At 72.1% G+C, this 15,957-nt stretch carries 14 protein-coding genes; 7 read left to right on the top strand and 7 right to left on the bottom strand.

What is annotated here, in order from left to right:
• Positions 1-171: 171 nt before the first annotated feature.
• Positions 172-1,755 carry an RNA polymerase sigma factor gene (locus E1292_RS33505; RefSeq protein WP_132600435.1) on the top strand — a complete coding sequence of 528 codons (1,584 nt, stop codon included), beginning with the start codon at positions 172-174 and terminating at the stop codon, positions 1,753-1,755.
• Between the two features lie 27 nt (positions 1,756-1,782).
• Here E1292_RS33505 and E1292_RS33500 read toward each other — a convergent pair whose 3' ends face one another.
• The 6 genes from E1292_RS33500 to E1292_RS33475 form a co-directional block, all read right to left on the bottom strand.
• Entirely contained in the window at positions 1,783-2,949 is a 1,167-nt protein-coding gene (locus tag E1292_RS33500; protein WP_132600432.1) for a lipid-transfer protein, read from the bottom strand.
• A gap of 17 nt (positions 2,950-2,966) precedes the next feature.
• Positions 2,967-3,383, bottom strand: coding sequence for a MaoC family dehydratase (locus E1292_RS33495; protein WP_246090515.1), 417 nt, complete (start codon positions 3,381-3,383; stop codon positions 2,967-2,969).
• Positions 3,380-4,297: a bifunctional MaoC family dehydratase N-terminal/OB-fold nucleic acid binding domain-containing protein gene (locus tag E1292_RS33490; protein WP_246090514.1), complete on the bottom strand. Its 918-nt coding sequence runs from the start codon at positions 4,295-4,297 to the stop codon at positions 3,380-3,382. The genes E1292_RS33495 and E1292_RS33490 overlap by 4 nt, the downstream gene beginning before the upstream one ends.
• A gap of 38 nt (positions 4,298-4,335) precedes the next feature.
• Positions 4,336-5,490 carry an acyl-CoA dehydrogenase family protein gene (locus E1292_RS33485; protein ID WP_132600426.1) on the bottom strand — a complete coding sequence of 385 codons (1,155 nt, stop codon included), beginning with the start codon at positions 5,488-5,490 and terminating at the stop codon, positions 4,336-4,338.
• Positions 5,490-6,650: an acyl-CoA dehydrogenase family protein gene (locus E1292_RS33480; protein WP_132600423.1), complete on the bottom strand. Its 1,161-nt coding sequence runs from the start codon at positions 6,648-6,650 to the stop codon at positions 5,490-5,492. Before E1292_RS33480 ends, E1292_RS33485 begins: the two co-directional genes overlap by 1 nt.
• Before the next feature lie 70 nt (positions 6,651-6,720).
• A complete protein-coding gene (locus E1292_RS33475) occupies positions 6,721-8,250 on the bottom strand; it encodes an AMP-binding protein (protein ID WP_132600420.1) in 1,530 nt (509 codons plus the stop codon).
• Positions 8,251-8,437: 187 nt separating this feature from the next.
• Between E1292_RS33475 and E1292_RS33470 the strand changes: the two genes are divergently transcribed.
• The 5 genes from E1292_RS33470 to E1292_RS33450 all read left to right on the top strand — a co-directional run bounded on the left by E1292_RS33470 (position 8,438) and on the right by E1292_RS33450 (position 13,236).
• Complete coding sequence (locus E1292_RS33470) at positions 8,438-9,088, top strand: TetR family transcriptional regulator (protein WP_246090513.1); 651 nt, start codon at positions 8,438-8,440, stop codon at positions 9,086-9,088.
• Between the two features lie 224 nt (positions 9,089-9,312).
• On the top strand, positions 9,313-10,308 hold the full coding sequence (locus E1292_RS33465; protein ID WP_132600417.1) for a sigma-70 family RNA polymerase sigma factor: 996 nt from the start codon (positions 9,313-9,315) through the stop codon (positions 10,306-10,308).
• A gap of 43 nt (positions 10,309-10,351) precedes the next feature.
• Entirely contained in the window at positions 10,352-11,467 is a 1,116-nt protein-coding gene (locus E1292_RS33460; RefSeq protein WP_132600414.1) for a steroid 3-ketoacyl-CoA thiolase, read from the top strand.
• Positions 11,468-11,507: 40 nt separating this feature from the next.
• On the top strand, positions 11,508-12,530 hold the full coding sequence (locus E1292_RS33455) for an MBL fold metallo-hydrolase (RefSeq protein WP_132600411.1): 1,023 nt from the start codon (positions 11,508-11,510) through the stop codon (positions 12,528-12,530).
• Between the two features lie 25 nt (positions 12,531-12,555).
• Positions 12,556-13,236, top strand: a complete 681-nt coding sequence (locus E1292_RS33450) for a FadR/GntR family transcriptional regulator (RefSeq protein WP_132600408.1) — start codon at positions 12,556-12,558, stop codon at positions 13,234-13,236.
• A gap of 49 nt (positions 13,237-13,285) precedes the next feature.
• Here E1292_RS33450 and arfA read toward each other — a convergent pair whose 3' ends face one another.
• Positions 13,286-14,782 carry an arabinosylfuranosidase ArfA gene (gene arfA, locus E1292_RS33445; RefSeq protein ID WP_132600405.1) on the bottom strand — a complete coding sequence of 499 codons (1,497 nt, stop codon included), beginning with the start codon at positions 14,780-14,782 and terminating at the stop codon, positions 13,286-13,288.
• Positions 14,783-14,864: 82 nt separating this feature from the next.
• On the opposite strand from arfA, the gene E1292_RS33440 reads away from it, so the two are divergent.
• Positions 14,865-15,881, top strand: a complete 1,017-nt coding sequence (locus tag E1292_RS33440; protein WP_132600402.1) for a LacI family DNA-binding transcriptional regulator — start codon at positions 14,865-14,867, stop codon at positions 15,879-15,881.
• Positions 15,882-15,957: the final 76 nt, after the last annotated feature.

Genomic DNA, 15,957 nt, shown 5'->3' with positions numbered 1-15,957 from the left:
GACCGCTCTGTCCTCATCGGGGCGGGCTTAAGCGTTTCACTGACCAGGGATATTTACACGAAATGTGCATCTGGTAGTGCGCCGGACCATCAGGGTTGGCATGATTACCACAACAATCTCCTGACGCGCACCCTCACCCTCAGCGTCGGCCCACAGCAAGAGGATCGGCCCGTGTCCCAGCCGCTCACCGATCAGCGCTCACGCGCCGAACTGATCGCAGAGCTCTACGACCGTCATGCCGCCGGGCTGTTCGCGTACTGCGCTGACCAGCTCGGCGACCTCGGCTCAGCGTCCGATGTCCTGGTGGCCGTGCTGACCGGGGTTCCGGTCGCCCAGCCGCCCCGCGCTGCCCTCTACGCGTTCGCCCGCCGCGAGATCCACCGACGGGACATCGTCTACTCGCCGCCCGCGGTCGACCCGCTCATCGACCCGGCCACCGCCCTCGTCGAGCGCGTCCTGCGCGAACTGCGGCCCCACCAGCGCGAGGTGCTGGTGTTGTGCGCGGTGTGCGGGCTGAGCAAGGCCGAACTCGCGTGGGTGCTGGACATCGCGCCCGACACCGCCGAGGAGCTCACGATGGCGGCCGCGAACCGGTTCAGGGAGTCGCTCGGCACGGCACTGGCCGCGACCGGGATCCGCGTGCCCAAGCCGGTGGCGGACGTCTACGGCGCGCTGCACGTGGCGCCGCTGCACGACGTGCTCGGCCGCCTGCCGTGGCCGGAGCCGCCCGGCGCGCTGCGCATCCACTTCGCCGGCTCCCGTTCCGCGGCTCCGGGGCCGCTGTTCGTGAAGCCGCGCTGGCCCAGCCCGCCGATGTGGCCCCAGCCGCTGGCCGAGGGAGACCCCGCGACCAGCACGGTGATCTTCCCCGCCGAGCTGCTGACGCCGCCCTCGCCGTCGCAGGTGCCGGAGCACGACGCGACCACCGCCCCGATGCCCAAGTTCCGCGAGTCCACCGACGATCACCATCGGCTGCGCGACCCGCTGGGCTCCATCCGGCCGCTCAGGGATCCGCTCGGCGGCCCCTGGACGTCCACGTCGCCGGCGGGGGAACGCCCGTTCTTCATGGCCGCTCCCGAGCCCGGCGGTCCCGGGCCGTTCGCCACGGGCGACGTGATCCTGCCCAAGGACGCGCCCGACCCGTACATGACCGGGGACGTCCTCGTCCACAAGGGGCCGGCCCGGGCGGTCCCGCCGCCGTCGCGGGGGGAGGACGAGGTGCGGGAAGCTGCGCCGCTGTTCCGGCCGCGCGCCAGGACCGGCGGGAAGGCCGCCCCAGGACCGGCTGCCGCGCCCGTACCCGCCGCACCCGCCGCGCCAGCCAAGCCGTCAGAACCGGTATATCGGCTGCCCGACCTGCAGAAGGATCTTCTGGGCAGGGAGGCTCCCACGAGCGAGCTGCCGGCTCGGGAACAGACCGCATTCGAGCCGCCCGCTCGGGAGCAGTCCGCGTTCGAGCCGCCCGCTCGCGAGGCCTCCCCTCGCGAGGCCTCCCGTCGCGAGGGGCCCGCTCGTGGCGCCTCCGCTCGTGAGGCCTCCGCTCGTGAGGCGTCCGCTCGTGAGGCGTCCGTTCTCGCGCCGCGTCCCGTGCGGGCCAGGCCCGCGCCGAAGCGACGTCCGGCGCCGGTAGGGCCGCAGAAGGCGCGGCGCCGCAGGGATCGCCACCACGACTGGGCCTGGGAGCTGGTCGGGTTCCTGATGTGCGTGGCGATCGCGATGATCGTCTTCTTCTCCATGCCGATCTTCAACGGCTGAGGCCCGCCGGCCACCCGGGCCGGCGGGTCAGCCCGCGGACAGGATGAGGCCGCTGGTGGGCACGCCCGTGCCCGCCGTGACCAGGACGTTCGTGACGCCGGTGAGCTGGTTGGCGGCGGTGCCCCTGATCTGGCGCACCGCCTCCGCGATGCCGTTCATGCCGTGGATGTACGCCTCGCCGAGCTGCCCGCCGTGCGGGTTGACCGGCAGGCGGCCGTCCAGCTCGATGCCCCCGTCCTTGAGGAACTCCGGGGCCTCGCCGCGACCGCAGAAGCCGAGCTCCTCCAGCTGGGTGAGCACGAACGGGGTGAAGTGGTCGTACAGGATGGCGGTCCTGATGTCCTGGGGCGCCAGGCCCGACTGTTCCCAGAGCCGCCGGCCGACGACGGACATCTCGGGCAGGCCGGTCATGTCATCCCGGTAGTAGCTCGTCATCATCATCTGGTCCGCGCCCGCACCCTGGGCCGCCGCGGTGATGACCGCCGGGGAGCGGCGCAGGTCGCGGGCGTGTTCCGCGCTGGTCACGACGAGCGCCACCGCGCCGTCGCTCTCCTGGCAGCAGTCGAGCAGGTGCAGCGGCTCGACGATCCACCTCGACGCCTGGTGCTCCTCCAGCGTGATGGGCCGCTGGTAGAACCAGGCGGCCGGGTTGGTGGCCGCGTGCCTGCGCATGGCCACCGCCACCCGGCCGAAGTCCTCCGACGTCGCGCCGTGGACGTGCAGGTAGCGCTGCGCGAACATGGCCACCCAGGCCGCCGGCGTCATCAGGCCGAACGGCACGTGCCAGCTCATCTCCAGCCCCTGCGAGGTGGGTTCGCCGCTCAACCGCGCGTTCGGCTGGCCGAAGCGGCGTCCGGAACGCTCGTTGAAGGCCCGGTAGCACACCACCGTGCGGGCCATGCCCGTCGCCACGGCCATGGCGGCGTGCGCCACGGTCGCGCAGGCCGCGCCGCCTCCGTAGTCGACGCGGGAGAAGAACGTCAGCTCGCCGATGCCCGTCTCCCTGGCGACGGCGATCTCCTGGTTGGCGTCCTGGGTGAAGGTCACCAGGCCGTCCACGTCGCCCGGTGACAGCCCGGCGTCGTCCAGCGCCGACAGCACGGCCTCGGCGGCGAGCCGCAGCTCCGACCGTCCTGACTTCTTGCTGAACTCGGTGGCGCCGATGCCCGCGATGGCGGCGCTCGTTCGCGACAACGCCTGCTCCTTCTGGTTCAACCGGCTGGGGGAAGGGTCAGGGCGACGGTGCAGGTGGCGTGGAAGCCCAGGCTCACCTTGCCGCGCACCTCGACCGTGACGCGGCCGGCCTCGCACGACACGACCGTCCCGGTGAAGCTCAGGCAGTCGCCCGCGTACGCGGGGACGCCCAGCTTGACGTCGATGCCCTTGATCACGGCCTCCGGGCCCGCCCAGTCGGTGACGTACCGTTCGACCAGGCCCATGGTGGTCAGAATGTTGAGGAAGATGTCCTTCGAGCCCTGGGCGCGGGCCCGTTCCCGGTCGTGGTGCACCGGGGTGAAGTCCATGGTGGCCAGGGCGGTCGAGACGACCACGGTGGGCGTGAGGTCGATCGACAGCTCCGGCAGCTCGGAGCCGGCCTCGACCTCGTCCGCTGTCAGCGTTCGCGTCACGGCTCCTCCGGGGCCCACATCGGAAGGACGAGCCGGTCGTCCATCGGCCGGTACGTCACGCGCAGCGCCATGCCGATCTCCACCTGCCCGGGCGGGCAGTCCACGACGTTGCCGACGATCCGCACGCCCTCCGGCAGCTCCACCACGCCCACCACGAACGGGGTCTCGCGGCCGGGCACCGGCGGATGGTGGTGGACGACGTAGCTGTAGAGGGTCCCGAGGCCGCTCGCGACCGTGTAGGTGAGGCGGGACGAGCGGCAGCGGGGACACAGCGCGCCCGGCGGGTGGCGTAACCGCCCGCAGTCGGCGCAGGTCTGGATGCGCAGCTCGCCGCTTTTCGCACCCTCCCAGAAGAACGCCGTGTCCTGGTTGACCGCCGGCTGGAGCGGGTACGGCGGCCGATCCTCCCGGGTGCCCTCCCGAGGCCGGAACTTGAGCACGCGGAAGAGCATCTCCGCCACCGGCTCGTCGCCGTCGCCGTACCAGGTGACGTTCCAGGTGGCGAAGTAGCCCACGCCGAGCGCGGTCCGTTTGGGGCCCGCCAGGTCCGTGAACCTGGTGGCGGGCGTCAGCCGTTCCCCCAGGCGCGCGTAGCGGTGGTAGGTCTGCTCGCAGTTCGTCGCCACGACGCCCGTGTAGCCGCCGGCGTCGAGCGCGGCCAGCAGGTCGTCCACCGGCGAGCGGTCCCTGGCTCCCGGGCGCGGGGCCTGCATGGTCCACACCTGCGCCATCGCGGGCGGGGCCAGCCCCTTGTCCAGGTAGGCCGGGTTGGCGTCGCCCATGGCGGCCAGCCAGTGCCGGATCATGGGCTCGTTCACGGGGTCGGGAGCCGGGGCGCCGCGCACCTCGCCCAGCGCCGCCTGCTTGCCCGCGAGCTCGCGCAACTCGTCGTCGCTGACGGGGGAAGCGGCCACGGCGGGAACGCTCGTCGCGGGCCGCGGGTCGCGGCCGCTCATCGCGGAGGCCTCGGCAGGCCCAGGCCGAGCATCGCGATCAGCTCCCGCTGCACCTCGTTCACCCCGCCGCCGAACGTCAGCACCACCGCGCCCTTGACCCCGTGGTCCACGCGTTCGAGCAGCTCGGCCGTCTCCGGGTCGGACGGGTCGCCGTACCTGGCGAGGGTGTCGCCGACGATCCTGCCGGCCTCCTGCATCCGCTCCGAGCCGTAGATCTTGGTGGCCGACGCGTCGGGCGCGCCCAGCCAGCCGAGGTCCATGTTCGCCGCGACCTGCCAGTTGAGCAGCTCGTTGGTGCGGAAGGCCGCCCACACCCTGGCCAGCGCCCGCCGTACGTCCGGATGGTCCGCCAGGCCCGTACGGCGGGCCCAGGCGAGGAAACGGTCGTAGGTCTGGCCGAGGTTCCCCGCGGGGCCCAGGGTGACGCGTTCGTGGTTGAGCTGGTTGACGATCAGGTCCCAGCCGCGGTCCACCTCGCCGACCACCATGTTCACGGGGACGCGCACGTCGGAGTAGTAGGTGGCGTTGGTGTGGTGGCGGCCGTCCATGGTGACGATCGGGGTCCACGAGAAGCCGGGGTCGTCCGTGGCGGCGATCATCATGGTGATGCCCTTGTGCTTCCTGGCCTCCGGGTTCGTACGGGCCGCGAGCCAGATGTACTGCGCGTAGTGCGCGCCGCTGGTGAAGATCTTCTGCCCGTTGACGACGTAGTGATCGCCGTCGAGCACCGCCGTGGTCCGCAGGGAGGCCAGGTCGGTGCCCGCCTCCGGCTCGCTGTAGCCGATGGCGAAGTGGCACTCGCCGGCGAGGATGCGCGGCAGGAAGAAGTCCTTCTGCTCCCGCGTCCCGTACTGCATGAGCGTGGGCCCGACGGTCTGCACCGTGATGATCGGGTACGGCACGCCCGCCCGGGCGATCTCGTTGGCGAAGATCTGCTGCTCCAGGGGGCCGTAGCCGCCTCCGCCGTACTCCTTGGGCCAGCCCAGGCCGAGCTTGCCGTCGCGGCCGAGGCTGCGGCAGTGCTCCATGTACGTCTCGCCGAACGGGTCCTCGGCGATCTTTCTGCGGTCCTCGGCGGTCAGGCAGCCCTGGAAGTACTCGCGCAGCTCGTCCCGGAGCGCGCGCTGGTCAGGAGTGAGGTCGATCAGCATCAGACGAGCGCTCCGATCAGGTCGAGCTGGGCGTCGGCGCCGCCGAGCAGGTGGGACAGGTGCTTGGCCTGCGCGAAGTAGCGGTGCAGCGGGTAGGTCACGTCGAGGCCGAGCCCTCCGTGCAGGTGCTGGCAGGTGTGCAGCGACTTGACGGCCTCGCCGACGTGGTACGCGGCCAGCGCCAGGTCCCGGTCGGCCGGCAGCCCCTCCCCCAGCCGCCACGCCGCCGACCACACGGCCACGTCGAGCGCTCTTCCCGCGATGTAGACGTCGGCGATCTGCATGGTCACCGCCTGGAACTCGGCCAGCGCCCGGCCGAACTGCCGGCGCGTCCTGATGTACGACGTGGTCAGCTCCAGCCCTCCCGCCAGGACGCCGGCGGCCTGGGCGGCGACGGCGGCCATGAACAGCCGCCTGGTTCCGTCCACCGCCTCCGGCCCGCCCACCCGCTCGGCCGGGGTCCGGTCGAGCACGAGGGTGGCCGCGGGCTCGCCGGTGGAGGCGAACTCGGGGATCGCCTCCATCCCGCGCACCGCCGCGCCGGACCCCTCACCGGACCTCCCGGACGGCGCCCCGGCGGACGGCCCTGCCGATGCCCCATCAGGAGTCCCCTCGACCAGGAACAGCCCCTCGTCGGCAGTGACCAGCACCGCCGCACCGGGATGGGGCACCGACACCTTCCGCCCCGTCAGCACCCACCCACCATCGCCCGCACCCGCACCCGAGGCAACCGCCACGCCGGTCCCGTCGTTCCGCGCACCGGACGAAGCCGTCTCGCCCCTCACGTCGTCCGGCGCGTCGGGCGCGCCGCCGGCCCGGCGCGCGGCCGTGACGGGCGGGTCGGTCAGGGCGCGGCCCGGCTCGCGGAGCGCGACGGTGGCCCGGGGGACGCGACGCTGCTGGTCAGGGGTGCCATAGCGGGCCAGGGCCAGCGTGCTCACCAACGTGGCGAGCGCGGGGACGGGCGCCGCCCGCGCCCCCACCTCGCGCAGCACCACGGCCATCTCCACCGGCCCGAGCCCGGCCCCGCCCGCCGCCTCGGGGACGCACACGCTCATGAGCCCGGCCTGCCAGAGCCGGTCCTCGTCCCCTTCCCTGGCCAGGACCTCGGCCGCCAGCTTCTTCAGATCCTGCTGGGTCTCGTCCAGATTGAAATCCATCACCGCTCCAAGAGGTGGTGCCTGCCGTGCCGTACGAACTCCTCCTCGATCCCCTTGACGTCCTCGTCGGTCAGCGGCCGGAACCCGTCGGGGGTGCGGAGCCAGACCGGGTCGGCGGCGCGCCAGGCCTCGCGGGCGAGGATGCGCTTGATGACCTTGTGGGACGGCCGACGGCCGCCTCCACCACCCCGCCGAACTCCCGCAGCGCGGCCTCGACGGGGGCGACGGCCAGGTTCTCGCCGTCCACGCGCAGGCCCTCGGTGCCGCGCCCCGCGAAGAACACGTACCCGTCGGCGTCCGTGTAGGCCAGGTCTCCCGACCAGTACGCACCGTCCCTGACGCGCTCGGCGTCCGCCTCCGGGTCGTTGTAGTAGCCCTCGAACAGCCCGAGCCCGGCCGTGTTGACCAGCTCGCCGACGGCCTCGTCCGGGTTGAGCAGGCGGCCCTCCTCGATGCGGCCCGGCGGGCAGGGACGCCCGGTGGACGGGTCGAGGATCTTCACGCTCCCGGGGAGCCGGCCGAGGCAGCCCGGCGGCCCCGCCGGGTCGGGGCTGAACGAGATGGCCGCTTCCGTGGAGCCGAAGGCGTCGATCACGCGGCAGCCGAACCGCTCCCCGAACCTCCTGATCGCCACCGCGCTCCCCTCGTTCCCGAACGCGATCTTCAGCGGGTTGTCGGCGTCGTCCGGGCGCTCCGGAGTGGCCAGGACGTAGGAGAGCGCCTTGCCCACGTAATGGAGGTACGTCCCGCCGTACCGTCTGATGTCGGGCAGCAGCCCGGAGGCCGAGAAGCGCCGGCGCAACGCCAGCGCCGCCCCCGACGCCACGGCGGGGGCGTAGGCGGCCATCAGGGCGCCGGAGTGGAAGAGCGGCATCGAGCAGTAAACGACGTCCCCGGGCGTGAGCAGCGCGGCCAGGCTCGTGCCGGGGACGGCGAGCTTGCGCTGCGTGATCCGTACGGCCCGGGGACGTCCCGAGGTGCCGGACGTGAACAGCAACATGACGAGGTCCCCGGGCTCCGCGCGATCAGCAAGCTCCACGGGCTCAGCTGGCTCCGCGCGATCAGCGGGCTCAGCGGGCTCAGCGGGCTCCGCGCCATCAGCGGGCGCCGCCCGCGACGCCCGCGGCGACTCGTCCGGGGGCTGCCCGCCGCCCGTGCGCCGAGCACCGTCATGCGCCCGCCCGCCGCCCGGAGGGCCCGGCGCGCCGACCTGTGGGACGGCGGACAGGGGCACGGTCGCGATGCCGAGGGCTTCGGCGACCGTACGGGCGGCCTCGACGTAAGGAGTGTCGGCGAGCAGGAGGTTCACGTCGGTGGCGCGGGCGTCGCGAATCAGCTCGTCGGCCGGTCGCGTGGGGTTCAGCGCGACGATCACGGACCCGCCCAGCGCCGCCGCGCCCACCAGGAAGACCAGCCCTGGGACGTTGTCACCGAGCACCCCGACGTGCGGCCCCGCGCCCTGCCCCGACAGCCACGCGCCCGCGGCCCGGCAGGCGGCGACGTGCTCGCGCCACGACCACACCGCGTCCTCGAACATGAGCCCTGGCCGGTCGTCCTCGGACCGGGCGAGAAGCAGGGACGCGAGCGTGTCCGCGGTCATCGCTCCTCCAGCAAGCGCTAGGTCAGACGACTCGCAAACTAGAACAGATTCTAATATCTGTCCAGTAGCCATCGATCCCAATAAGGCGGGATATACGCCTGTAACGCCGTAGACATGGGGCTATACGGCAAGTTTGTAACCCGCGAGTAACAAGCCGCGCCATCGAGAAATCAGATAACGTGTTCTCATGCGTACCACGCACGCGACGACCGCCGCGCCCTCCGGCGCCACCGACGGGGCCATCGACAACCACCCCGCCCCCGGCGGGCACAGCGTCCGTAGTCGCAGCCAGCACCAGCGCCGCAAGCGCATCGTCCAGGCCGCGGCGGCGCTGGCCTCGCGCGGCGGGGTCGAGGCCATGCAGATGCGCACGGTGGCCGAGCGCGCGGGCGTGGCGCTCGGCACGCTCTACCGCTACTTCCCGTCCAAGATGGATCTCGTCGTGGCGGTGGTCGGCGAGGAGATCGACCTGCTGGAGAGCAGCATCGAGCGGCGTCCGCCCGGCGCCGCCACCCCGGCGAGCCGCGCGGTCGACGTGCTGATGCGGGCGACCCGCGGCCTCATGCGCGAGCCCGAGCTGGCCGACGCGCTCATCCGCTCTCTGATCATGGCCGAGGTGCAGACCCCGTTCGGCGACCGGATGACGGGGCTGCTGCTGCGCGTCTCGGCCGACGGCCTGTCGATCGGCGACGCCAGCGAGGAGCAGCTCGACCTCGCGGGGTCGCTGGCCAGCGTGTGGGTGCAGGAGCTGCTGGAGATGCTCCGCGGGCGCCGCACGTACGACCAGATCCAGCGCCGCATCGAGACCGCCGCCACCAGGTTGCTCGCCGACATCTGAGATCCTTTACGGCGCCGCCGTGGCCCGCCACCCGCCGTCGCGGGCCGGCCGCCCTCCAGGAAACGCCCGCTGACCCTTCAGTGGCGCGCCGCCATTACGGAGCGCGTCCTGGGCCCGCCGACCGGTCGTGGTTTCCCTTTCGATCCATGATTGTTTCGCCCGATTCGACCGGCCAAAGGTAAAAAACTCGCCGTTATGTCGGTGGCGGCGTTTATACAAGGGGTATGACCGACAAGCCGACGAACGAGGACTTCCTCCGGCAGGCTGATCCGATGCGGCGCGAGCTGCTGGCGCACTGCTACCGGATGATGGGCTCGGTGCACGACGCCGAGGACCTCGTCCAGGAGACGTACTTCCGCGCGTGGCGCGCCTACGACGGCTTCGAGGGTCGCTCCTCGCTGCGTACGTGGCTCTATCGCATCGCCACCACCACCTGCCTGACCGCGCTCGAGAGCCGCGGCAGGCGGCCGCTGCCCACGGGTCTGGGGGCGCCGAGCACGGAGGCCACCGCGCCTTTGGTGCAGGACACCGAGGTGCCGTGGCTGGAGCCCGTGCCCGACGCGCTGGCGGGCGCGGGCGCCGACGACCCGGCCTCGATCGTGACCTCGCGCGAGAGCATCAGGCTGGCGCTGATCGCCGCGCTGCAGCACCTGCCGCCCCGGCAGCGCGCGGTGCTGATCCTGCGCGACGTGCTCCGGTGGAAGGCGGCCGAGGTGGCCGAGGCGGTCGGCGTCTCCACCGCCGCCGTCAACAGCATCCTCCAGCGGGCCCGTGCCCAGCTCAAGGAGGTGTCGCCGACCATGGACGACCCGATCGAGCCGCTGACGCGGGAGCAGCGCGAACAGCTCGACCGGTACGTCGCGGCGTTCGAGAGCTACGACATCGACAGCCTGGTCCACCTGTTCACCGAGGACGCGGTCTGGGAGATGCCGCCGTTCGTCGGCTGGTACCAAGGCCCGCGGACGATCGCCGAGCTCGTCAAGGTGCGCTGCCCGGCCGAGAAGGCGGGCGACCTGCGGCTGGTGCCGATCGCCGCCAACGGCCAGCCGGCCTTCGCGCTCTACCACCTCGACGGCGGCGTCCACCGGCAGTTCGCGCTCATGGTGGTGACGTTCTCCGGAGAGCGCATCAGCCACGTCGGGATGTTCTTCGAGAAGCGCCTGTTCGACACGTTCGGCCTGCCGGGGACTTTGCCGGCCGAGGCTTCCGCGACAAAGTAGAACGCGTTACTGTCGCCTCCAGAGCATCGTTCTGGAGGCGACAGTGGGCACACCTGTGATCGTCGAGGCCGTTCGCACCCCCATCGGCAAGCGGGCGGGCTGGCTCGCCGAGTTCAAACCGCAACAGGTTCTGGCCACGGCGATGAACGGGCTCGTGCAGCGCTCCGGCCTCGAGCCGGCGGGCGTCGACCAGGTATTCGCCGGTTGCGTGACGCAGGCGGGCGAGCAGGGCGGGCACGTCGGCCGGCACGCGTGGCTTTACGCCGGGCTGCCCTACCAGACGGGCGTCACCACGATCGACGCGCAGTGCGGGTCGTCGCAGCAGGCGGTGCACCTGGCGGCGGCCATGATCAGCGCGGGCGTGATCGAGGCCGGCATCGGGTGCGGGGTCGAGGTGATGAGCCGGGCGCCGCTGGGCAGCAACGTACGCCCCGCCAGGCCGCGCCCCGACGACTGGACCATCGACCTGCCCGACCAGTTCACGGCGGCCGAGCGGATCGCGCGGCGGCGCGGGCTGACGCGCGAGCGGCTCGACTGGTTCGGGGCGCGCTCGCAGCGGCTGGCGGCCAAGGCGTGGGCCGACGGGCGGTTCGAGCGGGAGATCGTGCCCGTCGGCGAGGTGCGCAAGGACCAGGGGTTGCGCGAGACCACCGTGGAGAGCCTGGCCGGGCTCAGGCCGGTGGCGGAGGGCGCGCTGCACACGGCGGGCACCTCCTCCCAGATCTCCGACGGAGCGGCGGCCGTGCTGGTGATGAGCGAGGGGGCGGCGCGCCGGCACGGGCTGCGGCCCAGGGCGCGCATCCTGGCGCAGGCCCTCGTCGGCGCGGAGCCGTACTACCACCTGGACGGGCCCGTGGACGCGACGGCGAAGGCGCTCGCCGCGGCCGGCATGACGATCGGCGACATCGACAGGTTCGAGGTGAACGAGGCGTTCGCGTCGGTGGTGCTGTCGTGGGCGAGCGTGCACGAGCCCGACCTGGACCGGGTCAACCCGAACGGCGGCGCGATCGCGCTCGGCCATCCGGTGGGGGCCACGGGAGCGCGGCTGATCACCACGGCCCTGCACGAGCTGGAGCGGTCGGACTCGGCGACCGCGCTGGTCACGATGTGCGCGGGTGGGGCGCTGGCCACGGCGACGATCCTGGAACGCATCGGCTGATTTTCAGCACAATTGCACGTAGGAACACGATCGGGGGCGCATGAAGACCAGACGCAGGCCGTACACCGAGCAACGTCCGCAGGACCTCGGCGGCGGGGTTTGGAGCGTGCCGGTGCCTATCCCCGGCAACCCGCTCGGCTACACGCTCGTCTACGCCGTCGAGTCGCCCGCGGGGCCGGTGCTGGTCGACGCCGGGTGGAACCATCCGGAGGCGTGGGAGGCGCTCAGCGGCGGCCTGGCCGCGCTCGGCATGGACGTGGCCTCCGTGCGCGGGGTGGTGGTCACCCATTTCCATCCCGACCACGCCGGGCTCGCCGGGCAGGTCAGGGAGGCGTCCGGCGCCTGGATCGCCATGCACGAGGACGACGCGGCCCTGGTCAGGCTCATGATCGAGTACGCGGGCGACGCGCACGACGCGTTCAAGTCCGACATGCTCAGGCGGGCGGGAGCCGACCCCGGCGAGGCGCGCGAGGCGATGGGCGGCCGTCCCGCGCCGCCGGCGCCGCCCGATCGCGAGCTGCGCGACGGCGACCTGGTGGACCTGCCGGGGCGCCGCCTGCGGGCCGTGCACACGCCCGGCCACACCCCCGGCCACATCTGCCTGCACCTGGAGGACGCCGACCGGCTCTTCACCGGTGACCACGTCCTTCCCGGCATCACCCCGCACGTCGGCATCTACCCCTACGACCGGGACGACGTCGATCCGCTCGGTGATTTCCTGCAATCATTGGACCGGGTGGCCGGGTTCGGGCCGCTGGACGCGCTGCCAGCGCATGAATGGACATTTCCGGATGTGGCCGCGCGGGCCGCCGAGATCCGCGACCATCACGAGGAGAAGCTCCAACGGCTGCGCGCCCTCCTGGCCCAGCGGCCGGAGCCGCTGACCATCTGGGAGGTCGCCGCGATGATGACCTGGAACAGGCCGTGGGACGAGCTGTCCCCCGTGCTGAGGGGCATGGCGGCCGGTGAGGCCGCGGCCCACCTGCGCGCCCTGGAGGTGCAGGGCCACGTGCGCCGCCACGCCGGTGTCGAGCCGGTCCGCTTCCAGGCCCTAGACTCCTAGACATCCGATGTCTAGGGAGAGAAGCGTGGCGGTCACCGACGCGGCCATCGACAAGATCAAGCAGATGATCGTCTCCGGCGAGCTCGCCCCCGGCGACCGGCTGCCCAAGGAGGCCGACCTCGCCGAGCGGCTCGGCCTGTCACGCAACTCGCTGCGCGAGGCCGTGCGCGCGCTGTCGCTGATCAACGTGCTCGACGTGCGCCAGGGCGACGGCACGTACGTCACCAGCCTGGAGCCGCGCCTGCTGCTCGACACCATGTCGTTCGTGCTCGACCTGCACCGCGACGACACGGTGCTGCAGTTCTTCGAGGTCCGCCGCATCCTCGAGCCGGCCGCCACGGCGATGGCGACCGAGCTGATGACCGACCAGGACATCGCCGAGCTGCGCGAGATCCTCGACGCGTTGCCCGCCGAGCCCACGGTCGAGGAGCTGGTGGCCAACGACCTTAAGTTCCACCAGCGCATCGCCCGGGGATCGGGCAACAGCGTGCTGTGCTCGTTCATCGAGAGCCTGTCGGGTCCGACCACCCGGGCGCGGATCTGGCGCGGGCTCACGCAGGAGGGCGCGATGGAGAAGACCAGGGAGCAGCACACCGCGATCTACGAGGCCATCGCCGCCCGCCGGCCCGACGTCGCCCGCTCCTGGGCCACCGTGCACGTGGCCGGGGTGGAGTCATGGCTGCGCCGGGCGCTCGAGCTCGACTGATCACTTGGTGCCGCTGTTGGAGGCGCTGCGGCCGCTCAGGTTCCCCGCGCTAGGAGAGCCGCGCCTTCAGGACGTTGAAGGACACCGGCGGCAGGACCGCGGTGAGCCGGTGGCCGTCGATCGCCGCCCCGTCGGCGGGCCGCGGCTCGACCCGGCGCGGCTCCCTCTCGGTGTTACGCGCGCCCGTGTCGTCGTCGGCGACCGTGACGTGCGAAAGGTCCGACGCCTGCGGCAGGCCGCGCAGGTCGATCTCCACCGGCAGCGGCCGGTCGCCCCGGTTGACCGCGAAGACGGCGAGCCGGTCGTCGTCCAGCGTCGCCGCGGTCGCCAGCACGGGCACCTCGCCGTACCGCTCGGTCGGCATGGCCGGAGCCGTGGCCTGCACGCGCAGGATGCGGCCGCGGGCGTGGGCGGCGGTCAGCGCGAACGGGTGGAAGATCGTCTGCCGCCAGGCGGGCCCGCCCGGCTCGGTGCGGATGGGGGCGATCACGTTGGCGAGCTGGGCCTGGCAGGCGATGCCGACCCGGTCGGCGTGGTTGAGCAGGGTGATGAGCAGGCTGCCGACGACGGCCGCGCCGGCCACGTCGTACTCCTCCTCGATGATGCGCGGCGCGTGCTCCCAGTCCAGGCTGCCCTCGCCGCGGAACAGGCTCTGCGACCAGACGTTCCACTCGTCGAAGGAGACCTTGAGCCGCTTGCGGCTGCCGAGCCTGGCGGCCACGTGGTCGGCCGTGGCGATCACGCCCTCGATCTGCTGCTCCATCTCCACGGCCGAGGCCAGGAAGTCGGCCCGGCTGCCGCCCACCGGGTCGTAGTAGGAGTGCGCGGAGATGTAGTCGACCTGGTCGTAGCAGTGCTCCAGGACCCTCGCCTCCCACGAGCCGAATGTCGGGATCCGCATGTTCGAGCTGCCGCAGGCGACGAGCTCCAGGCCGGGGTCCACCCGGCGCATGGCCTTGGCCGCCTCGAACGCGAGCCTGCCGTACTCGTCGGCGGTCTTGCCCCCGATCTGCCAGGGCCCGTCCATCTCGTTGCCCAGGCACCAGACCCTGATGCCGTACGGCTCCGGCACGCCGTGCTTGATCCGCAGGTCGGACCATCGCGTGCCGCCAGGGAAGTTGGCGTACTCGACGAGGTCGCGGGCCTCCCTGATGCCTCTGGTGCCCAGGTTGACCGCCATCACCGGCTCGGCGTCCACCTCGCGCAGCCAGGTCATGAACTCGTCCAGCCCGAAGGCGTTCGTCTCGATCTGCCGCCAGGCCAGGTCGAGCCTGGTGGGCCGCTCGGAGGCGGGCCCGACGCCGTCCTCCCATTCGTAGTTCGAGACGAAGTTGCCGCCCGGGTAGCGCACGGTGGTGACGCCCATCTCCCTGGTCAGCTCGATGACGTCGCGGCGCAGCCCATCGTCGCCCGCCCGCGGGTGCCCGGGCTCGAACACTCCCGTGTACACGCAGCGCCCCATGTGCTCGACGAACGAGCCGAACAGTCGCCTTTCGACCGGGCCGACCTCGAACGCCGGGTCCAGGGTGAGCTTGGCGGATTCCATGGGCAGTCCTCCTTCGTCGGGGCTCTGCCCATCTATACATCGTTGTATTCAACGTTGTAAACACAATTATAGACTTTCGCGCATGGACAAACCCCGCGTCGGTCTCAAGGACGTGGCCGCGCTGGCCGGAGTCTCGGTGAAGACCGTCTCGAACGTCGTCAACGGCTACGTGCATGTAACGCCGGCCACCAGGAGCCGGGTCGAGGCGGCCATCAAGGAGCTCAACTACCGTCCCAACCTGTCGGCCAGAAATCTGCGGCAGGGCCGCACCGGGATCATCGCCCTGGCCGTGCCCGAACTGGACATCCCCTACTTCGCGGAGCTGGCCAGGTTCGTGGTGACCGCGGCGGAGGAACGCGGGCTGACGGTGCTGATCGACCAGACGGGCGCGTCGCGCGAGCGCGAGCAGCTCGTCGCCGAGGGGTTCCGCGCCCACCTGATCGACGGCCTGATCTTCAGCCCGCTCGCGCTGACGCCCGAGGACCTGGCCGCCCGCATGGACGACACGCCCATGGTCCTGCTGGGCGAGCGCGTCTACGACGGGCCCGCCGACCACGTCGTGGTGGACAACGTGGCGGCGGCCAAGGAGGCCACCCTTCACCTGGCCGCGACCGGCAGGCGGCGCATCGCGGCGATCGGCGCCCAGGACGACGTCGCGGCGGAGACGTCACGGCTGCGGCTGGCGGGCTATTTCGAGGCGCTGGCCGAGGCCGGGCTGCCCGCCGACGACCGGCTCGTCCAGCACGTCGAGGACTACCACCGCGCCGACGGCGCCCGCGCGATGGCCCGGCTGCTCGACTCGGGCCAGGCGCCGGACGCGGTCTTCTGCTTCAACGACCTGCTGGCCCTCGGCGCCCTGCGCACGCTGCTGGAGCGCGGCCACGCCGTGCCGGGCGAGGTGGCGCTGGCGGGCTTCGACGACATCGAGGACGGCAGGTACGCCACCCCGACCATCACCACGGTCTCCCCCGACAAGCAGGCGATCGCCCGCCAGGCGGTCGACCTGCTGGCCGCCCGCATGACCAAGGGCTCGCAGGCCGAGGCGCGGGAGATCCGGGTGGCGTACCAGCTGATGATCAGAGAGAGCACGGGCGGGTAGGGACCCTGCTGTGTCCGACAAACTCGCGAGATATCGGAGCAAGCGCGACGACAAACGCACCCCCGAGCCCGTCCCC

This window comes from Nonomuraea deserti (assembly GCF_004348685.1).
Lineage (GTDB): Bacteria > Actinomycetota > Actinomycetes > Streptosporangiales > Streptosporangiaceae > Nonomuraea > Nonomuraea deserti.
This window is presented reverse-complemented; position numbering and strand designations above follow the sequence as displayed.

Excerpts from the sequence above, each read along its gene's own strand:
- E1292_RS33485 (WP_132600426.1), bottom strand. The coding sequence starts at position 5,490 with ATGCTGATCGACCTCACTCCTGACCAGCGCGCGCTCCGGGACGAGCTG.
- E1292_RS33480 (WP_132600423.1), bottom strand. The coding sequence starts at position 6,650 with ATGGATTTCAATCTGGACGAGACCCAGCAGGATCTGAAGAAGCTGGCG.
- E1292_RS33475 (WP_132600420.1), bottom strand. The coding sequence starts at position 8,250 with ATGACCGCGGACACGCTCGCGTCCCTGCTTCTCGCCCGGTCCGAGGAC.
- E1292_RS33470 (WP_246090513.1), top strand. The coding sequence starts at position 8,438 with ATGCGTACCACGCACGCGACGACCGCCGCGCCCTCCGGCGCCACCGAC.
- E1292_RS33465 (WP_132600417.1), top strand. The coding sequence starts at position 9,313 with ATGACCGACAAGCCGACGAACGAGGACTTCCTCCGGCAGGCTGATCCG.
- E1292_RS33455 (WP_132600411.1), top strand. The coding sequence starts at position 11,508 with ATGAAGACCAGACGCAGGCCGTACACCGAGCAACGTCCGCAGGACCTC.
- arfA (WP_132600405.1), bottom strand. The coding sequence starts at position 14,782 with ATGGAATCCGCCAAGCTCACCCTGGACCCGGCGTTCGAGGTCGGCCCG.
- E1292_RS33440 (WP_132600402.1), top strand. The coding sequence starts at position 14,865 with ATGGACAAACCCCGCGTCGGTCTCAAGGACGTGGCCGCGCTGGCCGGA.